This window comes from Fusobacterium sp. DD2, from assembly GCF_018205345.1.
In the GTDB taxonomy this organism is placed as follows: domain Bacteria; phylum Fusobacteriota; class Fusobacteriia; order Fusobacteriales; family Fusobacteriaceae; genus Fusobacterium_A.
This window is the reverse complement of record NZ_JADRHM010000130.1, coordinates 1-734: the sequence shown is the minus strand read 5'-3', so window position 1 is coordinate 734 and position 734 is coordinate 1. Positions and strand designations below refer to the sequence as shown.

The window sequence follows — 734 nt, the reverse complement described above, 5'->3', positions numbered from 1 at the left end:
TTGAGGTTTATCAGCTTCAAATTTAGGCAAAATATCCATATCAAAAAAACTTGACTTTGATGTATAGCTTTCTTCTTGCTCTACAAATTTCAAGCTGTATAACTTACATAAGTATTCAAGTTTTTCTCTTAATTTTCCAAACGGAATATTAACAAAAGTCTGATTATTCGCCTTTCCAATATTACTGTTTCTTTGGAAAGTTTCATTGTATCCGCACACTAAAGTACCTATATTGTTTTCTAAACAGTAGTTTATTATCTTTCTTGCTGTTTTAGACATATAGTCATTTACTTTATTATTGCGAGAACTATATAGATATTTTTGTCTTAAAGTTGGTTTTTTACCATATTTTTGCTTATCTTTAATACTTTGAAGACGAGCATTTTCTTTATTAAACCATTGGTTAATAGATTTTAGTTTTTTACCATCTATTATGAAAGATCTGCCTTTACTTGTAACACAAGTTGCAAGATTATTAATTCCGAAATCAATAGCCAGTGCATGGTTTTTATCTAAATTTCTTTGTTCTTCTTCTACTTCATAAGTATATTGAACTTCAAAGAACCTGGCGTTAAATTTAGGAATAATTCTAATCTCTTTAATCTTTTTATCAAGTAAAATAGGTGGAATCTTAATTGAAATCTTTTTATGATTCTTTTTAAAAGAATTAGAGTATGGAATTACAAGAGTATCTTCATTAAGTCTAACAAAACCAATAACAAGAGTAGTAAAAC

General features: G+C 27.1%; 1 protein-coding gene. It reads right to left on the bottom strand.

Going from position 1 to position 734, the window contains the following annotated elements; genetic code table 11:
- A partial coding sequence (locus tag IX290_RS11420; protein ID WP_211493314.1) for an RNA-guided endonuclease TnpB family protein occupies positions 1 to 734 on the bottom strand: 734 nt, incomplete at both ends.